The following is a 22938-nucleotide window of genomic DNA, read 5'->3' on the forward strand; positions in this document are numbered from 1 at the left end:
ACCTAGGACCGCGCAAGGCTAGGACCGCGCAAGGCTAGGACCGCGCGGGAGTGGGTCGGGGGCGGGTGGGGGAAGGGGGCGTGGTCAGGGCGCCTGGCGGGGGCGGGACTGGTGGTGGGCTGTGTAGGCCTCTCGGCGTTGGGGGTCGGTGGCCAGTGTCACCGCGGTTCGGGCCAGCAGCTTTGCGGCGTGCAACAGGGCCTCGTCGGCCTGTGGGGTGGCCGCCTGGGTCGTGAACTCGTGGGTGTGGGGCATTGCCGTCACTCCGCGTAGGGCGATCATCGGGTGGATCGACGGGACCACGTGGCTGATGTTGCCCATGTCCGTCGATGCTGTTGTCAGGCCGCCGGGCAGGGGCACCGGGGTGCGGCCGAAAGCGGGCAGGTGGGACGCGTACGCCGTGATCAGCCAGGGGTCGTTGTGCAGGTTCAGGTAGTCCGGTTCGGTGCGGCGGAACTCCACGGTGGCGCCGGTGGCCAGGGCGCCGGCCTCGAAACAGGCCCACACCCGGCGGCGCAGGGCGGTCAGGTCGGCGGCTTCGGGGGTTCGTACCTCGTACTCGAGAATGCTCTGCTCGGGAATGATGTTGGTCTTCTCGCCGCCGGAACGGACGAAGCCGGCGATCCGGTGGTCCGGCGGGATCTGCTGGCGGAGCAGGCCCACCGCCACCTGCGAGACCACTGCCGCGTCGGCCGCGTTCACCCCGTCCCAGGGTGCGCCGGCCGCGTGCGCCGGACGGCCCCGGAACGTCACCTCGAACCGGGTGCACGCCTGGGTGGTCTCCCCCGGCGCGGCCCGGTCGGCGGCCGGGCCGGGATGCGCCATCATCGCCACCGTCACGTCGTCGAACGCGCCGCGCTCCAGCATCAGCTGCTTGCCGCCGCCGCTCTCCTCCGCGGGGGTGCCGAGCAGTTTGATCCGGAACCCCCACCGGTCGGCGGCCGCCCGCAGTGCGACAGCGGCACCGGCCGAGGAGGCGCAGATGATGTTGTGGCCGCAGCCATGACCGATTCCGGGCAGCGCATCGTATTCAGCGCAGACACCCACGGTCAGATCGCCTTCGCCGTACGTCGCGGTCAGCGCCGTGGCCAGGCCGCAGGCGCCCTCCTCGACGGTGAACCCGGCCGACCGCATCAGCTCCGCCAGTTTCGCCGCCGAGGCGTGCTCGGCGAACGCGACCTCGGGCTCCGCATGCAGGCTGTGACTGAGCCCGAGGAGCCGGGCCTGCCACTCGTCGACCGCGGCGTCGGTGTCGGGTTCCACACGACCGAAACTATCAGCGCCCGGCGCCGGAACGCCGGGCGCTGACATCGGGATCAGCGGTTCGACGGACGCCGGCGGCGGGTGACCAGCAGGGCGATCAGCCCGGCCAGGATCAGGCCACCACCCGCCCAGCCGTAGGCGGTCACGTTCGCACCGGTCAGCGCGAGCGTGTCCCGAGCCGGAGCCGGGGCCGGATCGGCGACAAGCGTCGGAACGTCGATCGACCGGCTGACCGACGGCGACGGCGTGTCCCCATCGGGAGTGCCGTTCGGGGAGTCGCCATCCAAGTCCGGAGAATCCGAATTGTCCGAGTCATCAGGAGAAGAGTCATCAGGAGAAGAGTCATCAGGAGAAGAGTCGTCGGGAGAATCGGCGTCGTCCTGATCGCCGGAAGAGGTGTCCTGGTCGTCGTCGTCATCACCGGGGAAGGGCCGCGGCCGATCCCCACCACCGGGCCGAGGCCGATCCCCACCGGAAGCAGGCCGATCCCCGCCGACACCCGGCCGGTCACCGCCACCGATCCCCGGCCGGTCCCCGCCGGTGCCAGGACGGTCCCCGCCGCCCTGCCGAACCGCGTCCGGCGCACAGGCCTCGACCACGAGACTCCCGAGCGCCACATCGAGCAGCCGGCTGCCGCCCAGGCGTACCTCAATCCGCAGGGTTTCCGCCTCTGCCTTGACCTGCAGACCCTTGACCTTCTGCCGAACCCCGCCGAGCGAGACCCGAGCCTCCAGAGGCGACGGCTTCCCGGGTTCGAGACCGCCGAGCAACCCCACCGAGACGTCGGCCCCGGCATCCTTGAGCAGCCGCGCGGGCTTGCCGGCGGCCTTCACTTCGAGAACCGCCGGCCGGTACGTGACCGCGGGCCGCCCCCGCTCCCCGCCGGAGATCGCCTCCAGGGTCGGCTGACTGACCACCCGGATCGTGACCTGCTGCGCAGTGCCGGCGAAGAGGGCCAGCTCCGTGAGGGCGACACCGGCCCCGGATCGTACGCCCAGTCGCCCTCGTCCGAGATCGATCAGATCGGTGGCGCTCTGCGCGGAGCCGGCCGGCCCGATCCGCAGGAGACTGGTGCGCTGACCACCGGCGTGCATGCCGTCCAGGATCGACAGTCCGGCGAGCATGGTCGCGGACCGGGTGAGTGGTCCGGTGCGCCCACAGCGGTAGTCGTCGTCCCAGGTGGCGTGGGCGGTGGACCGGCCGGTGCCGGTGGTGGCGAGCCCGGCGGCGCGGAAGCTCGCGAGGTCTTTGGTGGACGGCGCCTGGCGGCTGGGTTCGCCGTGGAAGGCGCCGGCGCCGCCGGAGGGCAGGCCGAGGACGCGGGCGTCGGCGTGCCGGCCGCTGGCGACGCTGCGGTACGGCTGGGCGTCGCTGTCCACGGTGCCGGTGGCCGACGCGAGCCGGACGTCGGCGAGGGCGGGCAGTCCCCTGGTGAGCGGGCCCGGGTTGAGGACCGCGATCCGGGCGAGGTCGGCCTGGGAGTGTGCCGTGAAGTTCCCGACGGCGCAGTCGCGGGGCGTGGCGGCGGCCGGCATCGCGGGTGCGGCGGGGATCGTCAACGCTGCGGCCAGTAGGCCGTATAGGACGGTCGGCATGAGGTCCCTTCCGGGGCGTGGAATGTCCGACCTTTCATCGCAACGCACGCTTTATCAGCTACGGGGCCCCGGAACCTCACTCACGATGAGCACGTACGCGCAAAGCCGACAACCAGCGCTTTAACCTCAGACCTCAACGATCGGAACGATCCTCCGGATAGCTCGCGCCACCTGTGGATTCGCTGGTGAGCGGCCGCGCCCCGCCCTCCGGCGGCCCGGCGGCCGACTGTCCACCGGCCGCCAGCTGTGGAAACTTCTCGTCGAAGGCGGGCCGCTCGGACCGGATCCGCGGCATCCGGTCGAAATTGCGTAGCGGCGGCGGACTCGACGTCGCCCACTCGAGCGAATTGCCGTGACCCCACGGATCGTCGAGAGCCGTCACCTCGCCCACCCGGTACGACTTCCACACGTTGTAGAGGAACGGCAGCGTGGCCGCGCCGAGCACGAACGAGCCGATGGTGGAGAACGTGTTCAGGAAGGTGAACCCGTCGGCGGCCAGATAGTCCGCGTACCGCCGGGGCATGCCCTCGTTGCCCAGCCAGTGCTGCACCAGGAAGGTGGCGTGGAACCCGAGGAACGTCAGCCAGAAATGCACCTTGCCGAGCCGTTCGTCGAGCATCCGCCCGAACATCTTCGGGAACCAGAAATAGACGCCGGAGAAGACCGCGAACACGATCGTCCCGAACAGCACGTAGTGGAAATGGGCCACCACGAAATAGCTGTCGTGCACGTGGAAGTCGACCGGCGGCGAGGCCAGCAGCACCCCGGTCAGCCCGCCGAGCAGGAACGTCACCATGAACCCGACCGCGAACAGCATCGGCGTCTCGAACGTCAGCTGCCCCCGCCACATGGTGCCGATCCAGACGAAGAACTTCATCCCGGTCGGAATCGCGATCAGATAACTGAGCAGGCTGAAGAACGGCAGCAGCACCTGGCCGGTGGCGAACATGTGGTGCGCCCACACACTCATCGACAGCATGGTGATCAGAATGGTGGCGGCGACCAGTGTCTTGTAACCGAAGACCGGTTTACGGCTGAACACCGGCACCACCTCGGTGATGATCCCGAAGAACGGCAGCGCGATGATGTAGACCTCGGGATGACCGAAGAACCAGAACAGGTGCTGCCACAACATCGGCCCGCCGGTCGCCACGTCGAACACCTGCGCGCCGAGCACCCGGTCCGCGGCCAGCGCGAAGAGCGCGGCCGCCAGGAACGGGAAGACCAGGATGACGAGTACGCTGGTCAGCAGGATGTTCCAGGTCATGATCGGCATGCGGAACATGGTCATTCCCGGCGCCCGCAGGCACAGGATCGTGGTGATCATGTTGACCGCGCCGAGGATCGTGCCGACACCCGACAGCGCCAGCCCGACCACCCACATGTTGCCGCCCACCCCCGGCGAGTGCTGCCAGGTGCTCAACGGCGTATAGGCGGTCCAGCCGAAATCCGCGGCCCCGCCCGGCACCAGGAAACCCCCGAAGGCGATCAACCCCCCGAAGAGATACAGCCAGTACGCGAACCCGTTCAGCCTCGGGAACGCCACATCGGGCGCGCCGATCTGGATCGGCACCACGAAGTTGGCGAAGGCGAACACGATCGGCGTCGCGAAGAACAGCAGCATGATCGTGCCGTGCATGGTGAACAGCTGGTTGTACTGCTCCGGCGACAGCATCTGCATGCCCGGCCGGGCCAGCTCGGCGCGCATCACCAGCGCCATCGCGCCACCGATCACGAACCAGGCGAACGCCGTGGCCAGATACATGATCCCGATCTGCTTGGCGTCCGTGGTGCGGATCGTCCGGGCCAGCCAGGAACCTCTGACCTGTCGCCGCGCCGGCCAGGGCCGCGCTTCCACCGGGCGGGGGCTTACAGCGGTCATCGAATGTCCTCCCTGGACGTTCGTACCGCTGTCCGGCGAGGTTCGCAGTCCGGGCGAAGGGTCGTGCATCATCCGCACAGTCCCGCCGCCGTTCTTGCGCCGCCGCCGGGACTGTGCCCACCCGGTGATCGACATTGAGGGGCGGTGTCACCCTGGCCCCACACGGTTGGGGGGCCGTCATGCAGATCATCGAATTCACCGAATGGGGCGTACGGTCGGCGGCGCTGCGGTTGCGGCGGCCGGGGACGCCGATGAGCTACGTGATCTATCCGATGATCCATATGGCGGAGGTGTCGTTCTACGCCGACGTGAGCCGGCGGCTGCGTACCGCGGACGTGATCGTCACCGAGGGCATCCGGGACGACGACGGAGTTTGCGCGACCGTGACGAGCGGCTGCTGCGGACCCTCTGCCGCTTGCACGAGGAACGCGGCGGCGAGGACATCGAGGTCGCGGTCGTCTACGGGGCCGGCCACGTCGCGGCGATCGTCCACGGCCTGTGCCACCGCTACGGGTACCGGCCCCGCTCCGCCGAGTGGCTGACCGTCGCGTCCCTCTGACCCCGAACCCCCGCCCCCTGACCTTTGTCCCTGACCTTTGTCCCTGAACCGGAAACGACCGGCGAGGCCGGGGCGGTAGAAGGATGGAAGATCTGGAACCACTGACATGCGTGGGGAACGGCATCGAGGATCAAGCGCATGACATTCCGCGGGCTGACCGGCGCGGCCATGGTGATGGTGCTGGCCACGGCCGGCGCCGCCTGCGACCACGACGACGGTGCTGACGGCGGCGGCGGTGAGCCGGCGACGGTGCCGGTGGTCGGGGCTCGGTCGTCGGCGGCAACGGCGGTCGGGGGGCGGTCGTCGGCGGCGCTGGAGGTCCACGCCGCGTGGTCGTCCTGCGCCGAGGAGCCATCGGTGCGGTTCGGCGACGAGGCCGGCGCGGAGCTGCTGACGCTTCCGTTGCTCGACTCCGCATACCAGGCCTCGGCAGTCGTCTTCTGCCGGCAGCGACCGGCCGAGGACGGAAAACCGGCCGGGGACGGTGGCGGTGGACTCCGGCTGGTGGTGCGTGAGGAACGCACCGGGTACGTCACCGCCCTGGTGCGCGCGATGCGGACACCCGACGAAACCGCGGCCGGGACGCCGGGCCTCGCCGGTGGGGCGGTGCCGGCGCAGTGCGACCTGGTGAAGGTGGACGTGCCGTGGATCGCCGTGGTCGGTGCCGACGGAGGATGGGTTCACCCGGGTCTGCCCAGGGACACCTGCGGCTCGGTGCCGCACGCGGTGATGGCGGAGATCCGGGGCGCCCTGTTGCACAGCACGGTCATTCCGGACCGCGGTCCGCCTCCGACTCGGAAGACGGGATGACCCAGTCGGGCGGGTCGGCGGCCTGCAAATGAGGGTCGTCGACGAAGAACGTGCGGACCCTGCCGATCGGGGTGTTCGGCCCCTCGAAACGGACCGTGACCCGCCCGATGCCGCTGCCGTGCACCCATCCCGTCCCGTGCTCGTCGTGCCGCACGTCCTGCCCCGGCCGCCACACCCGCACCGCCGCGGAGGAGGTGGCGAGGGAGGAAGGCCCGGCGGCGAGGGAGGCTCCGGAGAGGGCGGGAGGAGCAACGGAGGAAGGGCCGGAGGAGAAGGAGGTCTCGGGCGACGAAGCCGAACCCGAAGAAGGGGCGGGTGCGGAAGGCGACGTCGCGAGCGCGGCGGAGAGACCGGGCGAGGTGGACGAGTCAGCGGGCGGGAACGGGGTCGGGTCGTCCGGGAAGTCGAGGGTGGGTGGGTCCTCGCCGGCGGCGGTGAAGAGGTCGTCCTGGGCGAAGTCGTACAGCGTGGAGACTCCGACGCCGAGCAGGCGGATGCCTCCGTACGTCGGGATCTCGGCCAGCAGGCGGCGGGCCTGGGCGGCTATCAGCTCGCCGTCGTCGGTGGGCTGGTCTCTGGTGAGTGCCCGGGTGACCGTGGTGAAGTCGGGGTGGCGAACCTTGATGTTGACCGTGCGGCCGGTCAGGCCGGAGCGGCGCAGCCGGGCCGCGACCCGGGCGGAGAGCAGGTCCAGCTCGTGGATCAGCCGGGCCGGGTCGGTGACGTCGATGTCGAAGGTCTCCTCGGCGGACACCGATTTCGTCTCGCGCGAGCTGACCACCGGGCGCGGGTCGTCGGCGCGGGCCAACCGGAACAGGCCGTGGCCGTGTGCGGTGCCGAACCAGTCGACCAGATCCTCCAAGGGGACGGCGGCCAGCTCGCCGACCGTGCGGACGCGGGCCCGGTGCAGGCGCTGCTCGGTGGCCGGGCCGACCCCGCCGAGGCGCCGGACCGGCATCGGGTGCAGGGTGGTCAGCTCGTCACCGGGGGCGACGACGGTGAGCCCGTCGGGCTTGTTCAGATCCGAGCCGATCTTGGCGAGGAGTTTGCTGGAGGCGGCGCCGATCGAGCCGGTGACACCACCGGTCGCGGCGGCGATGTCCGCTTTCAACCGGCGGGACAGAGCGGTGATCCCGGCGACGCTGAGGTCGTGGTCGGTGGCGGCCAGGTCGACGAACGCCTCGTCGATGGAGACCTGCTCGACCAGCGGGGAGACGCCGGCCAGCAGCTCCATGACGACGGCGCTGGTCCGCTGATAGGCCGGGAACCGTGGCGACAGGTAGGCGGTGTTGGGCGGGCACAGCCGCCGGGCCTGGGCCATCGGCATCGCCGAGTGCGCGCCGAAGGCCCGAGCCTCGTAGGACGCGGTGGACACCACGCCCCGCCCGGCCACCCCGCCGACGATCACCGGCTTGCCCCGCAGCGAGGGTTTGTCGCGCTGCTCGACGGCGGCGAACATCGCGTCCAGGTCGACGTGCAGAATGCTGGCTCTCCCCCTCACGATCCGCAGCGTAGGCGCGGGGTACGACAAATGTGCCGTGGGAGCGCTACCAGGAGCAGGTTTACAGCCGGCGAAACACTGTGCCACCATCGGCTCGCGCTCCGGCGGAACACGACGCCGGTCGATGCACGTGAACGACGCCGAGCGGAGGAAGCGGACGGTGCCGGAGAGTCGGACCGCGGTCGTACATGCCGTCCCGGGGCTGGTCCGGGACGCTCAGCGGGGTGACACCGGCGCGCGGGACCGGCTGTTCGCCGACCACCTCCCGCTGGTCTACGACGTCGTCGGGCGGACGCTGCCCGGGCACCCGGACGTCGACGACCTGGTGCAGGACACCATGCTCCAGGCGATCAACGGGCTGGCCGGCCTGCGTGACCCGGAACGGTTCCGGTCGTGGCTGGTGGCGATCGCGTACCGCCGGGTCCAGGCCCATCTGCGGACCCAGCGGACCGCCCGCCGGCGGCGGCACCACGCGGAGCCGGTGGACCTGCCCGACCCGGACGGCGACTTCGCCGAACGGACCACCGCCGAGATGGTCGTCACCGGCCAGCGGCGTGAGCTGGCCGAGGCCACCCGCTGGCTGGAGGACGCCGACCGCGAACTGCTCGGGCTCTGGTGGCAGGAGGCCCGCGGCGACCTGTCCCGGGCCGAGCTGGCCGACGCCCTGGGGCTGCGCCCGAACCACGCCGCGGTACGGGTCCAGCGGATGAAGTCACGACTCGAACTGGCCCGTGGGGTGGTGCGGGCGCTGCGGGCCCGGCCGATCTGCCCGGAGCTGTCCAGCACGATCCGGTTCTGGGACGGCACCGTCGACTCGGTGTGGCGCAAACGTCTCTCCCGGCACGTGCGGGACTGTCCGAAGTGTCACGTCTACCAGGCCGGGATGGTCTCCCCGGAGCGGCTGCTGCTGGGCACCGTCGCGTTGCCGGTGCCGGTCGCGCTCTGGGCCGGGATCCGGACGGCGGCCGAGGCCGGAGTGGCCCCGCCGGTCGTGGCGGTGGGCCGGACGCTGCCCTGGAAGGCGGTCGCGGCGATGGTGACGGTGGCGGCCGGGGGCGGGCTGATCTTCGCGGTGCTGCACGACCCGGCTGCCCCGCCGGCCCCGGTGGCGATCGATCCGCCGGTGGCCAGCGCTCCGGCCCGGCCGTCCCCGACGGTGGGCGCGAGCGTGAGCCCGGCCGCCGAGAGGACGGAGCGGGTCGCCGGGAACGCCACGGGAAGCCGCATCGTGGTGGCGCCGGACGGCTCGGACGACGGTGACGGCAGCCTCTCCCACCCGTACCGGACGATCAAAAAAGCAGTTGATCTGGTGAAACCGGGGCAGAGCATCGTCTTGCGGGGCGGAACACACCGTCCCACCTCGACGATCGAGATCGACACCGACGGATCGGGAGACAACCGGATCACGATCAGCGGGTACGACGGGGAACAGGCGGTCATCGACGCCTCGGGCATTCCGGCGGGACAGTGGGCGATCGTCCAGCGGGGCTCCCACTGGACCGTCCGCGATCTCGAGGTGACCGGCGCACGGGCCGCCACCTGGACCTGTCTGGCCTGTGTGGACAACGTCTTCCAGCGGCTGAACCTGCACGACAACGCGGGTGTCGGGCTGATGCTCCGGGATCCCGGAACCGCCGGGAACCAGGTGCTGGACAACGATTTCCGCGCCAACCAGGGCTCCGGGCTGTCGGTGCAGTTCGGGTCCGGGGACGGCAACCTGGTCCGGGGCAACCGGGCGTCCGGCAACGCGCGCGACGGCATCGATCTGGGCGCGTTCCAGAGCCGGGTGGCGCTGGAGTACAACTGGTCGTACCGCAACGGTGGCAACGGGTTCGCCCTCGGCGGCGGTGATCAGAAACTGCACGCCACCCATCATCTGCGGCACAACGCGGCGTGGCTCAACGCCGGAGCGGGATTCACCGACGAGGGGAACACCGCCGGGATCGAACTGGGCAACAACACCGCGTACGACAACGAGGGTCTGGGTTTCGCCTTCCGCACCGCCCCCGCGGTGATGCGCAACAACGTGGCGATCGACAACGGCCGGGGTGAGCAGAGCCTGTCGACCGCCGCGAGTCAGAACAACAACAGCTGGCAGGAGCCGGGGGTCACCCTGCGGTCCACCGATCCGGCGGAGGCCGAGGGGGCCCGCAACGCGCGTGGTGGGCTGCCCGGGACCGCGTTCCTGCAGACCGGCAACGGGATGGGCGCGTCGATGGCGGGGTCTTCCTGAAGCCCGGCTGAAAACGGATGGCCGGGCCGGACCACGAACGCCAGACTGTCCGACCCAACGCCTCAGGTGACGCGCCAGTCGGGCCAGGGTTCGTCCTCGGCGGCTCGGTGGGGGCCGCCGGCCGCGGTGGTGCGCAGCAGCAGGGAGGTGCCGTCGGCGCAGACGATGCGGAGGCCCCGGGGGGCCTTGCCGCGTTCGCCGGGTGGGCCCAGGTCGGCCAGGGCGACCAGCTGCCAGGCCCGGAGGGCGGGCGGCCGGTGTGCGTCCAGCAGCATCGCGGCCAGGACGGCCAGGCGGTCGGGGCGGCGGCCCGCGGGCGGCGGCAGGCGGTCCGGCACGGGCAGGTCGGTCTCGCCGGGCCAGATCGCGCCCCAGAGGTAGGCCAGCGCGCCGTCGGTGTAGCGGACGCGGATGCCGGCCGGGGACGGTCCGCCGGGTGCGGTGTCCGTTCCGTACCGTTCCACCGCCTCGATCTCCGGGTGTCCCGAGGCCGTGAGCAGTGTCTCTACGACGTCGAGTACCTGGGCCAGCTGCACGAAGCGCTCCGATCACTCTCTGTGAAACACAGTGAGTCAATCGTCTTTCGGAGCGTGCCTGCCGCCCCCGCTGTGCGACGCACGGTAGGTTCTCGGTCATGGCTCGTGTACGCGCCGCACTGTACCTGGACTTCGACAATGTGTTCAGTGCGTTGATCCGGCAGGACCCGGACGTGGCGATTCAGTTCGCCGAGGAACCGGGTGCCTGGCTGTCCCGGTTGACCACCTCGCTGACCGTCGACGGTCCGCGACGGTGGCTGATCCTGCGCTGTTACATGAATCCGGGCGGCTGGGTGCCGCATCCGGATCCGGCGAGCGGCCAGCAGCGGTTGTACTACTCGCGCTTCCGGCCGTACTTCGTGAACGCCGGTTTCGAGGTGATCGACTGCCCGAGGCTGACCCACACGAAGAACGCCGCGGACATCCGGATGGTGGTGGACGCGGTCGACGCGCTGGCCGATCCGGTGACGCACGAGGAGTTCGTCATCGCCTCCGGCGACTCGGACATGACCCCCCTGCTGGTACGCCTGCGCCGTGCCGACCGCCGCACCACGATCGTCTCCCCGGCCGACGCGGCCCTCGCCTTCACCTCGGTCGCCGACCGGCTCATCGTCAGCCAGGAGCTGCTGGAGCTGGTGCAGGGCGAGCCGGTGGAGAGCGACGAGGACCAGGTGGTGGTCAATCCGCCGGGTGAGGAGCACGCCGAGGCCTCCTACGACCAGTTCCGTGACCTGGTGACCTGGCGGTTCACCGCGGCGCCGAGTCCGCTGAACCTGGCGTCGCTGGCCCACGATCTGCGGCGTCAGCTGGGCACCGGCGTGGACGAGTCGAACTGGTTCGGTTTCGGCGGGTTCGTGCGCGCGCTGGAGAGCCTTCGTCTGCCGTACGCCAAATTCTCGAATCATTTCGTCTGGGACGACAGCCGCCATGGCCCGCCGGAGACGACCGGCACCACCGGTCCGGCCCCGGAGCCGATCGTGCGGCTCAGTTCCCCGCTGGGGCTGCCGCGGCTGCCGCGGGAGATGTGGCCGCCGGTCTACCGGGCGCTGGCCGACTATGCCGCGTCGCATCATTTCAACCTGACCGAGGCGACCCGCTGGGCCCGGGACCGGCTGGCCGAGCAGGGTGTGGACGTGAGCCGTTCGGCGATCGCGTTCGTCACCCGGGGCACGGCGTTCGGCGGGGCCCCGCTCTACCGGCAGCCGTCGCCGGACGCGGACGAGATCGCCGCGGCGTTCGCCGACAACGTGCTGAACCGGGCGGACGCGGCCGCGATCGCCCTGACCGAGGACGAGTGCGCCGAGGTGCGTTTCTGGCTGGGAGCGGTGGACCCGAAGGCCTGAAAGGGCCCGGAATCCGGGGCCTAGAAGAGCCGGGCGGCCGCCGCCTCCCAGGCTTTGACCAGGTCGAACGTCGAGGGTTCACGCAGCCACTGGATCTGCAGGCCGTCCATCATGGCGACGACCTGCACGGCGAGCCCGTGCGGGTCGGTGACGCCGCTGTCGGCGAGCCCGGCGAACTGGTTCAAGGTGGTGCTCTGCCGCAGGCGGAAGTAGTCGTAGGCGGGGTGCCCGGGGGCGAGCGACTCGGCTTCCAGCACCGCGAACAGCCGGACGATCTCGGGTTGCCCGGCGTTGCGCGCGACGACGGCGGTGCACACCTCGGGCAGGGTGATCCGCCCGTCGCTCCAGAGCTGGTGCACGGGCCGCCCGAGTTTCTCGGCCAGCGACAGCGCGTCCTGTTCGTCGCGGTATTCCAGGACGGCCACCAGCAGGCTGTCCTTGGAGCCGACGTGGTGCAGCATGCCGGGCACGGTGAGCCCGCAGCCGTCGGCGACGTCCTGCATCGACAGCCCCCAGAAGCCGCGCTCGGCGATCAGCTTGGTGGTCATCTCGAGGATCTGGCGGCGCCGTTCGGCGGCCGGCAGCCGGGATCTGTCACGTCTCTGCACAGCTCTTTCCTACCAGCAGCCCCTTGCGAGACCCGTTCTGAGCTGGCTATGTTTCGAGGTAGTTAATACCTAGTAGGTACTCAGTAAGGGTGGGGACATGGCACTCACGACCTCGGAACAAGCGGCGATCACCAGCGGCAACGACATGTGGCACACCGAGGCCGTCGAGTCCGCCGGCCTCCCCTCCGTGATCGTCACCGACGGCCCGCACGGCGTGCGGGTGCAGGCCGAGGGCGACGACCTGCTGGCCGGTGTTCCGGCCACCTGTTTCCCGCCGGCCGTGGCCAGCGCCTCCACCTGGGATCCGGAGCTGCTGCACCGGATGGGTGAGGCGCTCGGCGACGAGTGCCGCGCCCAGGACATCGCGGTGCTGCTCGGCCCGGGTGTCAACCTCAAGCGCAGCCCGCTCGGCGGCCGCAACTTCGAGTACTTCTCCGAGGACCCGCTGCTCTCCGGATACCTCGCCACCGAGTGGGTCCGCGGCCTGCAGAGCCGGGGTGTCGGCGCGTCGCTGAAGCACTTCGCGGTGAACAGCCAGGAGACCGACCGGATGCGGATCAGCGCCGACGTCGACGAGCGCACGCTGCGGGAGATGTACCTGCGCGCCTTCCACAAGGTGGTCACCCGGGCCCAGCCGTGGACCGTGATGTGCGCGTACAACAAGATCAACGGGGTGTACGCCAGCGAGCACCACTGGCTGCTCACCGAGGTGCTGCGCGGCGAGTGGGGCTTCGAGGGCCTGGTCGTCTCGGACTGGGGCGCCGTCGTCGACCGGGTCGCGGCGATCGCCGCCGGTCTCGACCTGACCATGCCCGGCCCGGATCCGGTCGGTGACCGGGCACTGGTGACCGCCGTCGAGGCGGGGCGGCTGGACCCGGCGGCGCTGCGGCGCAGTGCGGAGCTCGTACAGAAGCTGGTGGAGAAGGCCGGGGACCGGCCGGCCGGGACCTATGACGCCGACGCCCACCACGCGCTGGCCCGGGAGATCGCCGGCCGGGCGATCGTCCTGCTGAAGAACGACGGTGGCCTGCTGCCGCTCAACGACCAGCAGTCGGTCGCCGTGCTCGGCGAGTTCGCCCGCACCCCGCGCTACCAGGGCGGCGGCAGCTCGCAGATCACCCCGACCCGGCTCGACGACGCGCTCACCGCGATCCAGGCGTCCGGCGCGCCGGTCCGGTTCGCGCCCGGTTACACCGTCGAGGGCGACTCCGACGAGGGCCTGCTGGCCGAGGCCGTGGCGGTGGCCCGGGAGTCGGACGTGGCGATCGTGTTCGCCGGCAGCGTGCACGAGACCGAGGGCGCCGACCGGGAGTCGATCGACCTGCCGGCCACGCAGCTCGCGCTGATCGAGCGGGTCGCCGCCGCCAACCCGCGGACGATCGTGGTGCTCTCCAACGGCGCCGTGCTCGCCACCAAGCCGTGGGACGAGCAGGTGCCCGCCCTGGTCGAGGGCTGGCTGCTGGGCCAGGCCGGCGGCAGCGCCCTGGCCGACGTGCTGTTCGGCCGGGTCAACCCGTCCGGGCGGCTGGCCGAGACCATCCCGGTGAAACTCGCCGACCACCCGTCGTACCTGGACTTCCCGGGCGAGCACGGCCACGTCCGGTACGGCGAGGGCCTGCACGTCGGTTACCGGGGCTTCGACGCGCGCGATGCCGAGGTCGCGTACCCGTTCGGGTTCGGCCTCTCCTACACCACCTTCGGTTACGGTGCGGCCCGCGCCTCGGCGTCACCGTCCGGCGTCGAGGTGCGGGTCGCGGTGACCAACACCGGCGACTGGGACGGCCGTGAGGTGGTGCAGGTGTACGTGAGCCTGCCCGGTTCCCGGGTGCGCCGGGCGCCGCGGGAGCTGAAGGCGTTCGCCAGCGTCCCGATCACGTCCGGGGACACCACCGAGGTGACGCTGACCGTCGAGCGCGAGGACCTCGCCTACTGGGACATCCGTCTCGGCAGGTGGATCGTCGAGGACGGCGAGTACGTGATCGAGGTCGGCTCCTCGTCCCGGGACATCCGGGCCACCGTGACCGTGCACGTGGCGGGTGACCCGGCCCGGGTGCCGCTGACCGCCGACTCCAGCGTCGACGAGTGGCTGGCCGACCCGCGGGGCGCCGAGGTGCTCAAGACCGCGCTCGGGGCGACCGACCGGCCGCTGGCCCCGGAGATGCTGATGATGCTGGGCAGCCTGCCGCTGAGCCGGATGGCTGTCTTCCCGGGCATGCCGATCACGGTCGGCGACCTGGACAAACTGGTCGAGGCCGCCAACTGAGATCTACGTTCGCGCCCGCGTGAGCAGTGCCTGGATCCGGGACACCAGCTCGCGCGGGCTGAACGGCTTGGTCACGTAGTCGTCCGCCCCGGCGCTGAACCCGCCCTCGACGTCCTGCTCCTGCACCCGCGCGGTGAGCATGATGATCAGCATGCCGGCGGTGCTCGGGTCGGAACGCAGCATCCGGCACACGTCGATGCCCGAGAGCCCCGGCATCGAGACGTCCAGCACGGCCAGCGTGGGCAGCCGGGAACGCGCCGTCTCGACTGCGGTCTGACCGTCACCGACCGCCAGCACTTCCAGCCCGGCCTGCTCCAGCTTGAAGGCCACCAGGTCGCGGATGTCGGCGTCGTCGTCGGCCACCAGGACGGTCGTCACGCGGCTCCCCCCGATCGTTGCACTCTGTGCTCGGACCATATCCCGACATACCCGCCGGGTGGGTGGCTCTTCGGAAAGTACGCCGGTAAGCTTCCGGCCATGCGCGCACAGTTGACCAAGTGGTGGCCCGCCTGACCGGCGGCCCCCTCTCGCGCGTGTGACACCGCGGCCGCCTCCCCGAGGCGGCCGTTCGGCGTTCTCGGTGGGCGGCCCTCTTCTTTTCCGGAAAGAGGACCACATGCCCTACGCCCTGCTGCACCGCGACGGCGCCGACCACGTCGAGGTGCTCACCGGCGACGTCGTCACGGTCGCCCGGCTCGACGACATCCCGCTCGAACCGGGCACCCCGGTGCTCGCGGTCATCCCGTACCGGCAGATCACCGAACGTGGTTTCGACTGCGTCGACGACGCGGCTCCGCTGGAGTGCCTGCTGGTCCGGTCGGTCACGACCGAGCCGCTGAGCGCCTTCCCGCCCGGTGAGCTGACCCTGCGTGACGGCGGTTTCGACCTGTCCGACGACGAGTACGGCGCGGTGGTCGAGGAGGTGCTCCGCGACGAGATCGGGCACGGGGCGGGCGCCAACTTCGTCATCCACCGGGTCTACCGGGCGACCGTCGACGGGGACGTGCCGGCCGCCGCGCGGGCCGCGTTCGGGCGGCTGCTCGCCGGTGAGCAGGGCACCTACTGGACGTTCCTGGTCGACACCGGCAACCGGATCCTGGTCGGCGCCACCCCGGAACGGCACGTCAGCGTGCAGGACGGGATCACCATGATGAACCCGATCAGCGGAACCTTCCGCAACGGCTCCGGCGACATCCTCGACTTCCTCCGTGACCCCAAGGAGATCGAGGAGCTGTACATGGTCCTCGACGAGGAGCTGAAGATGATGGCCACCGTCGCCGAGCACGGCGGTCAGGTGGCCGGGCCGTACCTGAAGGAGATGTCCCGCCTCACCCACACCGAGTACCTGCTCGCCGGGCGGGGTTCCCGGGACGTGCGGGAGGTGCTGCGGGAGACGATGTTCGCGCCGACCGTCACCGGCAGCCCGATCGAGAACGCCTGCCGGGTCATCGCCCGCCACGAACGCCGCGGCCGTCGCTACTACGCCGGTGTCCTCGCGCTGCTCGACCACGACGTGGACGGCCGGCAGACCCTGGACGCGCCGATCCTGATCCGGACCGCCGAGATCACCCCGGACGGCTGCCTGCGGGTGCCGGTCGGCGCCACCCTGGTCCGGCACTCCACGGCGGCGGGCGAGGTCGCCGAGACCCACACGAAGGCGGCCGGCGTGCTGTCCGCGCTGGGCGCGGTTCCTTCCACAGCTGCTGCGGTACGCGGAACCATGCTCACCCCCGAGGTGCAGTCGATCCTGGCCGCCCGCAACGACGAACTGGCCCGGTTCTGGCTCGACTCCCGCGCCCTCGGCGCCCTGACGGTGGCCGCCCTGGCCGGCCGGCACGCGCTGATCGTGGACGCCGAGGACACCTTCACCGCGATGCTCGCCCACCAGCTCAAGGCTCTCGGCCTGACCGTGACGCTCGCCCCGTGGAACGCCCTGCCGGCGTCGCTCGACGCCGACCTGCTCGTGGTCGGCCCCGGCCCGGGTGACCCGTCGGACGGCGGCGACCCGAAGATGGCGCGACTGCACGCGCTGGTCACGGCGGCCCTGGAGGCGGGACGGCCGTTGTTCGCGGTCTGTCTCGGGCAGCAGATCCTCGCCTCGGTGCTGGGTCTGCCGCTGATCCGCCGGGAGTCGCCGTACCAGGGGCTGGCCCGTGAGGTGGACCTGTTCGGCACGGTCCGCCGGGTCGGTTTCTACTCCAGTTTCGCCGCCGCGGCCGGCCCCTCGGACACCCGGTACGGCCCGGTCGAGCTGGCCGTCGACCCGGCCGACGGCACCGTGCACGCCCTGCGCGGGCCGGGTTTCGCCGGGGTCCAGTTCCACCCCGAGTCGGTGCTGAGCCGGGACGGCGTGGACGTTCTCCGGGAACTTCTGCCGCCGTTGCTGTCCGGGGTGGTTAGCCCGGCGATTAGCGGGTAGCGAGACAGTGTCGGTGGTCCAAGGTGATCGAGAGCCTCACCTTGGGCCACCGGCCCGTTTCCGCTCCCCATCCGTCGCCGGGGTGAACCGGGTTTACCGGCGCCCGTTGTCCGGGTATCGGCTGGCCGTCATCGTGTCGCTGACCACCATCGGAGGCGAATCATGTCCGAGCCGCATGTCACCCTCGACCCGAGCGCGCTGTCCCCGGTGGAGCAGAAGCTGCGCGGCCCGCTGGAGGAGCAGCTCAGCTCCGCCCTGCAGGCCGCGACCACCAAGGTCGAGCAGCACTACTCCGGGGAGAACGTCGAACAGGTCACCTCGGAGTTGCTGGACCGGACGAAGGCCGGGCTGCACCCGGACATCGCCGCCGGTTTCCAGCCCGACAAGGCGCAGTTGCACCAGGTGGCCGAGGTGATCGTCGCCCGGTCCGACTCCCCGACCCAGGCCAACTAGGTCCTAACCCCGGCGCAGATTGAAGATCAGGTCGACGACCAGGGCGGTCCAGCCGGTCTGGTGCCACGCGCCGAGACCGGCCCCGTCGTCGCCGTTGAAGTACTCGGGGAAGACGACCAGGTCCTTCCAGTCCGGATGGTCCTGGAACAGGGCGGTGGCTCCGTAGATCGGCCGCCGCCCGGTCCCGTCCGGCACGAACAGCCCGATCAGCCGGCGGGACAGGTCGTCGGCGATCTCGGCGAGACCGGCCTTGTGCTGGGCTCCGGTCGGGTACTCCGCCTTCAGGTCGTCGCCGTAGAACTCGGCGAACTCCCGCAGCGCCTGCACGAGCAGGTAGTTCACCGGCATCCAGACCGGCCCGCGCCAGTTGCTGTTGCCGCCGAACAGGCCGCTGGTGCTCTCCGCCGGCTCGTAACCGACGGTGAAGTCCGAGCCGCCCAGCGACACCGTGAACGGCTTCTCCAAATGGGCCCGGGACAGGGTGCGTAACCCGTACGGGGAAAGGAACTCCTCGGGGTCCAGCAACCTGGCCAGGATCCGCAGAAGTTGATCCTGGCCGACCATGGAGAGCAGGCGCTGCTGGCGCCGGTCCGCGCCGCCGAGCCGCCGGGCGCTGATCACGTCACCGAACTCGCCCCGGTGGTGCAGCATCCAGCGGACCCGGGCGTTGATCTCGGGCAGCCGGTTGAGGGTCTCCGAGGTGAGCCGGGTGGTGGCCGCGAGCGGCAGCAGGCCGACGATGGAGCGGGCCTTGAGCGGCACCTTGTGGCCGTCCGGCAGGCGCAGCACGTCGTAGAAGAAGCTGTCCTCCTCGTCCCACAGCCCCTGCTGGTAGGCGGCCTCCGCGATGTACGTGAAGTGCTCGAGGAACTTGGTGGCCATGTCCTCGTAGGCCCGGTCGTGCAGCGCCAGGAGGATCGCCATGTCGAGCAGGTTGAGGGCGTACATCGCCATCCACCCGGTGCCGTCCGACTGTTCCAGCACACCGGCGACCGGCAGCGCCGCCGATCTGTCGAACGGGCCGACGTTGTCCAGCCCGAGGAAGCCGCCCTCGAACACGTTGTTGCCACCGACGTCCTTGCGGTTCACCCACCAGGTGAAATTGAGCAGCAGCTTGTGCATCACCCGGGACAGGAAGTCGAAATCGCGCCCGCCGTCGATCTTGAAGACCTGCAGGGCGGCCCACGCGTGTACGGGTGGGTTCACGTCCGAGAACGACCACTCGTACGCCGGGATCTGCCCGTTGGGGTGCATGTACCACTCGCGGAGCAGCAGCAGGAGCTGCGACTTGGCGAAACCCGGGTCGACGCGGGCGATGCTGACACAGTGGAACGCCAGGTCCCAGGCCGCGTACCAGGGGTACTCCCACGGATCGGGCATGCTGATCACGTCGAAGCTGTTCATGTGCCACCAGCCGTTGTTGCGCCCGTAGCGCCGGCCCGGTGGCGGTGGCGAGGTGCCCGGGTCGCCGTGCAGCCACTGCTTCACGTCGAAGTGGTAGAACTGCTTGCCCCACATCAGCCCGGCCACCGCCTGGCGGGCGACATCCTTCTCGGCGGCGGTCGCGGCCGCCGGCAGCATCTCGTCGAAGAACTCGCCGGCCTCCGCCTGCCGGGCCCGGACCACCTCGGCCCAGCCGTCCCCCAGGTCCGCGGGAGGCAACTGCTGGTCACTGCGGGTCAACCGCAATCTGATGGTACGGGTTTCGCCCGACCCCATCCACAGGCGGTAATGCAACGCGCCCTTGGTGCCGGTGCCGGCCGGGTTCACGGTCGGTGACCGGTGGATCAGGTGGTCGTTGATCCCGTCCTTCGGGTACGGGCTGCGCCCCGGCAGGCCCCACAGCCGCTGCGAGTTCGTCTCGTTGTCGCACATCAGCGCGGTCGGCGCGCCCTGCCCGTCCAGGGTGAGGTGGCCGAGCGAGCGGTGCCGGCCCGCCAGCCGCCCCGGGACGCCGGTCATCGACGGCACCTCCCGGTTCGGCAGGCCCCACGCCCAGGTGTTGCGGAACCACAGCGTCGGCAGCACGTGCAGCACCGCCGGGTCGGGGCCGCGGTTGCTGACGGTGATCGCGATGCACACGTCGGTCGGGCTCGCCTTGGCGTAGTCGACGGTGACCGCCCAGAACCTGTCGTCGTCGAAGATCCCGGTGTCGACCAGCTCGTACTCGCCCTGTTCCCGGGAGCGCTGCCCGTTGACCCGGACCAGTTCGTCGTACGGGAAGGGGGCCTGCGGGTAGTGGTAGCGCCAGCGCATCCAGGAGTGGGTGGGGGTGGAGTCCTGGTACCACCAGTAGTCCTTGGCGTCCTCGCCGTGGTTGCCGCCGTCGCCGCCGAGGCCGAACATCCGCTCCTTCAGGATCGGATCGCGCCCGTTCCACAGCGCCAGGGCGAAGGCGAACGTCTGCCGGTCGTCGCAGAGGCCGCCCATGCCGTCCTCGTTCCAGCGGTACGCCCGGGACCGGGCGTGGTCGTGCGGGAAGTAGTCCCAGGCGGTGCCGTGCTCGCTGTAGTCCTCCCGGACCGTCCCCCACGCGCGCTCGGCGAGGTAGGGGCCCCAGGCCCGCCACGGTTGCTCCCCGGAATCCGCCTGACCCAGCCGTACCCGCTCCGACAAGTCCGTCCTCACCTCCGCGATCGCCTCCCACAGTCGATCACCCCTGAGAGTGTCACGCCGATGTGTCGAACGTGTAAGCCTCCCGGCGATCCGGGGCCGGGCTCCTGCCGCCGGTCGTGTTTCCCCGGACCGGGCCGCTCGCTCGACCGCGGAATCTAGGCTCGCGGAGTGCCAGCTTCTGAATACGTGACCGAACTGCGCGGCAAGGTCGGCTCCGGTCTGCTCATGTTCCCGACGGTGTCCGCGGTGATCTTCAACGACCGCGAGGAGATCCTGCTCGCCCAGCGCAGCGACAACGGCCTGTGGACCCTGGTGGCCGGAATGATGGACCCCGGCGAACAACCGGCCGACACCCTGGTCCGGGAGGTGGCGGAGGAGACCTCGATCCAGGTGGAGATCCAGCGCCTGGCCGGGGTGGCCCTGCACGAGGTCACCTATCCGAACGGCGACCTGTGCCACATGGTCAACTCCTGGTTCCGCTGCCGGGCGACCGGCGGCGAGGCCCGGGTCAACGACAGCGAGTCCCTGGCGGTCGGCTGGTTCGCACTGGACGCCCTGCCGGACCTGAACCCCTACGCCCTGCACCGTATCCGCACGGCCCTGCCCGAGGAGGGCCCCGCCTGGTTCGCCGCCCCCGGCGACCGGATGATCGCCGGGATGTGACGGCAGGTTTCAACCGGCCAGCCACCCGGGACGGATCAGGCCGGCCTCGTAGGCCTGGACGACGAGCTGGGCGCGGTCCCGGGCGCCCAGCTTGATCATCGTGCGGCTGACGTGGGTCTTCGCGGTGGCCGGACTGATCACCAGGCGGGCGGCGATCTCGTCGTTGGAGAGGCCTTCGGCGACCAGCACCATCACCTCGCGTTCGCGGTCGGTGAGCTGGTCCAGCTCGCGGGGCGGCTCCGGTCGGCGCCCCCGCGCCGCCGAGGCCACGAACGACCCGATCACCCGCCGCGTCACGCTGGGCGACAGCAGGGCGTCCCCGCCCGCCACGGCCCGGATGCCCCGCAGCAGATCCACCGGCTCGGTGTCCTTCACCAGGAACCCGGACGCCCCGGTACGCAGCGCCTCGAACACGTACTCGTCGAGTTCGAAGGTGGTGAGGATGACCACCCGGGTACCGCCCAGCTCCGGATCGGCGGCGATCCGCCGGGTGGCCTCCAGCCCGTCCACCCCCGGCATCCGGATGTCCATCAGCACCACGTCGGGCCGCACCGCCCGGACCACCTCCACGGCCCGCAGCCCGTCCCCCGCCTCCCCGATCACGTCGATGTCCGGCTCGGCGTCGAGCAGAGCCCGGAACCCGGCCCGGACCAGCACCTGATCGTCAGCCAGCACCACCGTGATCATCGCTCCTCCGCCATCCCCGACCGGACCTTCCCCTCCGCACCGCCACCGTCCGCACCGCCACCGTCCGGATCACCGGTCCCCGTCCTCGGCGCCGGCAGCGTCGCGGTGACCTGGAAGCCGCCGGACGGGAGCGGGCCCGCGGCGACGTGACCGCCGAGGCTCTCCGCCCTCGCCCGCATGCCGGTGATGCCGTTGCCGCTCCCGGGACTTCTCCCGGCGGCGCGGGCGGGCGAACCCGGGAGCGGGGTGTCGGTGATCCGCAGGGTCAGGGTGGCCGGGGCGTAGGTCAGTTCCACCCGGACCGACGGGGACGGCGCCGCGTGACGGCGGACGTTCGTCAGGGCCTCCTGGGCTATCCGGTAAGCGGCCCGGTCCACCTCCGGCGGCAGTGGACGTGGGTCGCCCTCGATGTGGGTGGTCACCGGGAAACCCGCGTCCGTCGTCAGCGCCGGCAGGCGGTCCAGGCCGGGGGACGGCTCCCGAGGGGCCGGCTCGCCCTCGGTGCGCAGCACGGCCAGGACCGATCGGACCTCGCGCAACGCCTCGGCGCTGGCGGTCTTGATCGCGGTCAGGGCCTCCCGGGCCTGCTCGGGACGGTTGTCCATCAGGTGCAGACCCACCCCCGCCTGCACATTGATCAGGGACAGGTGGTGACCCAGGACGTCGTGCAGCTCCTGGGCCATCCGCAGGCGTTCCTCGGACTCCTGGCGGCGTTTCTGTTCGGCCTGGGCCCGGCGCTGTTCCTCCCTCGCCCTGGTCAGCGCCGCCAGATGCTCGCCCCGGGCCTTCGACACCGTGCCCAGCAGCACCGTGCCGGCCATCGCCGCCGCGCCCAGCATCAGCTCGCGCGGGCCGGGACTGATCGAGGGATCCAGGCCCAGTGGGCCGGCCAGGAGCACCGTCGTCGAGGCCCACACGGTCCAGGTGACGGCGGCGGCGATCGCGGCGGTGGTCCGGCGGCCCAGTCTGGCCAGGTGGAACAGGGCCATCCCGGGGGCCACCGCGTACATCCAGTGCGGTGAGCTGTAGATCGCGACGACCAGGGACGCCGTCGCGGACACCACGAAGACCGGCACCGGGAAACGCCGGCGCCAGAGCAGCGCGAGCGGCCCGATCAGCAGCAGGGCGACGGCCGCCGGGGTGAGCGCCAGGTGGGCGCCGCCGCGCTCGGCCAGCTGACGGGTGCCGGCCAGGTGGAAGATCGTCGCGACGATCGCCGCGCCGGGTGGCCAGTCGGAGTGCCGCCGCTTGCGCCGCGCCCAGGGCGGCCCGGACACCGGCTCGTCCCCCTCACCCCGCGACGCGGCCCACGGGACGGACGACGCACGCCACCGCGGCGCGGACCACGGGGCGTGATCGCCGGAATACCTCATGGGCCGAACGTACGTCACCGGCCGGCGCCCCGGCATCGGAGCAGGGTCGGGTCCCCCGCTACGACCCGGGGATGATCCGGCGTGCGGCGCGTACTCCGCCGGGCGTACCGGAAAGCAGGAAAGCGGCGCGGAAT

General features: G+C 71.1%; 18 protein-coding genes. 8 read left to right on the forward strand and 10 right to left on the reverse strand.

Annotated features, from left to right (window positions below; all coding sequences use genetic code 11):
* Positions 1-84: 84 nt before the first annotated feature.
* From Aco03nite_RS05120 to ctaD, 3 genes are all read right to left on the reverse strand, one after another.
* Positions 85-1263, reverse strand: coding sequence for a M20 family metallopeptidase (locus Aco03nite_RS05120; RefSeq protein ID WP_239144923.1), 1179 nt, complete (start codon positions 1261-1263; stop codon positions 85-87).
* A gap of 53 nt (positions 1264-1316) precedes the next feature.
* On the reverse strand, positions 1317-2858 hold the full coding sequence (locus Aco03nite_RS05125) for a hypothetical protein (RefSeq protein ID WP_203793530.1): 1542 nt from the start codon (positions 2856-2858) through the stop codon (positions 1317-1319).
* A gap of 133 nt (positions 2859-2991) precedes the next feature.
* Complete coding sequence (ctaD, locus tag Aco03nite_RS05130) at positions 2992-4740, reverse strand: aa3-type cytochrome oxidase subunit I (protein ID WP_203793532.1); 1749 nt, start codon at positions 4738-4740, stop codon at positions 2992-2994.
* Positions 4741-5113: 373 nt separating this feature from the next.
* Here ctaD and Aco03nite_RS52655 point away from each other — a divergent pair, with 373 nt between their 5' ends.
* Both Aco03nite_RS52655 and Aco03nite_RS05140 read left to right on the forward strand, forming a co-directional pair.
* On the forward strand, positions 5114-5299 hold the full coding sequence (locus Aco03nite_RS52655; protein ID WP_239144924.1) for a hypothetical protein: 186 nt from the start codon (positions 5114-5116) through the stop codon (positions 5297-5299).
* Positions 5300-5437: 138 nt separating this feature from the next.
* Positions 5438-6109, forward strand: a complete 672-nt coding sequence (locus Aco03nite_RS05140; protein ID WP_203793533.1) for a hypothetical protein — start codon at positions 5438-5440, stop codon at positions 6107-6109.
* On the opposite strand, the gene Aco03nite_RS05145 is transcribed toward Aco03nite_RS05140, so the two are convergent.
* Positions 6066-7610: a DNA polymerase IV gene (locus Aco03nite_RS05145; protein ID WP_239144925.1), complete on the reverse strand. Its 1545-nt coding sequence runs from the start codon at positions 7608-7610 to the stop codon at positions 6066-6068. The genes Aco03nite_RS05140 and Aco03nite_RS05145 overlap by 44 nt on opposite strands.
* 160 nt (positions 7611-7770) lie before the next feature.
* Between Aco03nite_RS05145 and Aco03nite_RS05150 the strand changes: the two genes are divergently transcribed.
* Positions 7771-9843, forward strand: a complete 2073-nt coding sequence (locus Aco03nite_RS05150) for a sigma-70 family RNA polymerase sigma factor (protein ID WP_239144926.1) — start codon at positions 7771-7773, stop codon at positions 9841-9843.
* Between the two features lie 62 nt (positions 9844-9905).
* On the opposite strand, the gene Aco03nite_RS05155 is transcribed toward Aco03nite_RS05150, so the two are convergent.
* Entirely contained in the window at positions 9906-10379 is a 474-nt protein-coding gene (locus Aco03nite_RS05155) for a hypothetical protein (RefSeq protein WP_203793539.1), read from the reverse strand.
* A gap of 98 nt (positions 10380-10477) precedes the next feature.
* On the opposite strand from Aco03nite_RS05155, the gene Aco03nite_RS05160 reads away from it, so the two are divergent.
* Entirely contained in the window at positions 10478-11722 is a 1245-nt protein-coding gene (locus Aco03nite_RS05160; protein ID WP_203793541.1) for an NYN domain-containing protein, read from the forward strand.
* Between the two features lie 20 nt (positions 11723-11742).
* Here Aco03nite_RS05160 and Aco03nite_RS05165 read toward each other — a convergent pair whose 3' ends face one another.
* Positions 11743-12330 (reverse strand): TetR/AcrR family transcriptional regulator, encoded by a 588-nt coding sequence (locus Aco03nite_RS05165; RefSeq protein WP_239144927.1) that lies wholly within the window; start codon positions 12328-12330, stop codon positions 11743-11745.
* A 97-nt stretch (positions 12331-12427) separates the two neighbouring features.
* On the opposite strand from Aco03nite_RS05165, the gene Aco03nite_RS05170 reads away from it, so the two are divergent.
* Positions 12428-14593, forward strand: coding sequence for a glycoside hydrolase family 3 C-terminal domain-containing protein (locus Aco03nite_RS05170; protein ID WP_203793543.1), 2166 nt, complete (start codon positions 12428-12430; stop codon positions 14591-14593).
* Between the two features lie 3 nt (positions 14594-14596).
* On the opposite strand, the gene Aco03nite_RS05175 is transcribed toward Aco03nite_RS05170, so the two are convergent.
* The gene (locus Aco03nite_RS05175) at positions 14597-14971 is read right to left on the reverse strand and encodes a response regulator (RefSeq protein WP_203793544.1); all 375 of its coding nucleotides are present in this window, start codon (positions 14969-14971) and stop codon (positions 14597-14599) included.
* Between the two features lie 238 nt (positions 14972-15209).
* On the opposite strand from Aco03nite_RS05175, the gene Aco03nite_RS05180 reads away from it, so the two are divergent.
* Positions 15210-17012: an anthranilate synthase family protein gene (locus Aco03nite_RS05180; protein ID WP_203793546.1), complete on the forward strand. Its 1803-nt coding sequence runs from the start codon at positions 15210-15212 to the stop codon at positions 17010-17012.
* A gap of 162 nt (positions 17013-17174) precedes the next feature.
* The gene (locus Aco03nite_RS05185; RefSeq protein ID WP_203793548.1) at positions 17175-17465 is read left to right on the forward strand and encodes a hypothetical protein; all 291 of its coding nucleotides are present in this window, start codon (positions 17175-17177) and stop codon (positions 17463-17465) included.
* Between the two features lie 3 nt (positions 17466-17468).
* Here Aco03nite_RS05185 and Aco03nite_RS05190 read toward each other — a convergent pair whose 3' ends face one another.
* Positions 17469-20081 (reverse strand): MGH1-like glycoside hydrolase domain-containing protein, encoded by a 2613-nt coding sequence (locus Aco03nite_RS05190; protein WP_239144928.1) that lies wholly within the window; start codon positions 20079-20081, stop codon positions 17469-17471.
* Positions 20082-20249: 168 nt separating this feature from the next.
* Between Aco03nite_RS05190 and Aco03nite_RS05195 the strand changes: the two genes are divergently transcribed.
* Positions 20250-20744 (forward strand): NUDIX hydrolase, encoded by a 495-nt coding sequence (locus tag Aco03nite_RS05195; RefSeq protein WP_203793552.1) that lies wholly within the window; start codon positions 20250-20252, stop codon positions 20742-20744.
* Between the two features lie 9 nt (positions 20745-20753).
* On the opposite strand, the gene Aco03nite_RS05200 is transcribed toward Aco03nite_RS05195, so the two are convergent.
* Together Aco03nite_RS05200 and Aco03nite_RS53990 are read right to left on the reverse strand one after the other, a co-directional pair.
* Entirely contained in the window at positions 20754-21431 is a 678-nt protein-coding gene (locus Aco03nite_RS05200) for a response regulator (protein WP_203793554.1), read from the reverse strand.
* Positions 21428-22804 (reverse strand): sensor histidine kinase, encoded by a 1377-nt coding sequence (locus Aco03nite_RS53990; protein WP_203793556.1) that lies wholly within the window; start codon positions 22802-22804, stop codon positions 21428-21430. Before Aco03nite_RS53990 ends, Aco03nite_RS05200 begins: the two co-directional genes overlap by 4 nt.
* Positions 22805-22938 lie beyond the last annotated feature (134 nt).

It is taken from the genome of Actinoplanes couchii (assembly GCF_016862075.1).
GTDB classification, from domain to species: Bacteria; Actinomycetota; Actinomycetes; order Mycobacteriales; family Micromonosporaceae; genus Actinoplanes; species Actinoplanes couchii.